Genomic DNA, 1,015 nt, shown 5'->3' on the forward strand with positions numbered 1-1,015 from the left:
GCGCCCAGGAACGGGCGGGCAGGGAGCGTTATCTCCCAGTGGGTTTTCACCGGTTCATCCTTGAGCTTCTTGATAAGCAGGCCGGCCTGGGCCGCGTTGAGGTTGCCGGTGATCCAGCCCAAGGAGGCCGAGCGGTAGGCGCGCTTGCGCTTGCCCGGGCGCTTGAAGCCCAATTCCCGCAGCTTGCGGGCTTGGGCCTTGCTGGCCGGTTTGTGCTTGCCGCCTTCGCTGGGGGCAATGCGGCGCCGGCTGGCGGCGGTGACCAGGAAGGTGTGACCCTTCTGGTGGGTGCCCGCGATGACCCCTGCGTGAGCGCTCATGGTGCCTTTCTTGAAACCCAACTCGGCCACGTCCTGGCGGGGGGCGTGGATCTCCAACAGCTTGGGCAGGCCGCGCAGCATCTTGCGCTTGCCCCGTTTGCGCGGGGCCCAGGCACTGCCGTTGGGGTCTTGCTGTTGGCGTACGTTGCGGGCGGCCAGCTTCTTGAGCTCGGCGGCCGCCCGCCACACCAGGCGCTTGCGCTGCTTGGGTGATAGGGCCAGCAGCTTGAGCTGTTCCTGGGTGCGGCGACTGTCCAGGGTGATGCTGATCATGGTTGGCCGCCTACCTGGTGATGGCCGGTGTTGCCCACATTCAGGTCAATCTGCTCGGCGTTCCAGATGTCATAGGGGGCCACGTTCCAGCGCTTGCCGAGCCAGTTGATGGGGCCTTGCTTGTGTTCCACCAGGCGCAGCGGCTCGGTAAAGGCGAGCTGGATCTCAAGGTCGGCCGTCTTCTCATCGTTCGGGGTGACGGCGTACTCGGGGTCCGGCAACTCGAACTGCTCGCGGAACTCGTCATGCTCCTGCACCCAGGCGGCAACCGTGGCCAGCGCGATGGCCGGATCCTGCTCGCGAAACGGCAGTTGCTCGATGGTGAACACCGCCTGATAGGTGAGCCAGGCCACGTCCACCCCGGTGGGGCCCATGTTTTTGGGCGCCAGCCGGATGGTGCCGTTCTCCATCCAGCTATCCAG

The 1,015-nt window shown here is 65.8% G+C and carries 2 protein-coding genes; both read right to left on the bottom strand.

What is annotated here, in order from left to right:
* Positions 1–593, bottom strand: a 593-nt coding sequence (locus AACX78_RS21835; protein WP_159167615.1) for a phage virion morphogenesis protein, incomplete at its 3' end; no start/stop codon positions are given.
* On the bottom strand, positions 590–1,015 hold a 426-nt coding region (locus AACX78_RS21840; protein ID WP_159167616.1), incomplete at its 5' end, for a phage tail protein. The genes AACX78_RS21835 and AACX78_RS21840, both read right to left, overlap by 4 nt.

The organism is Aeromonas sp. 9A, from assembly GCF_963900955.1.
Taxonomy (GTDB): Bacteria; Pseudomonadota; Gammaproteobacteria; order Enterobacterales; family Aeromonadaceae; genus Aeromonas; species Aeromonas salmonicida.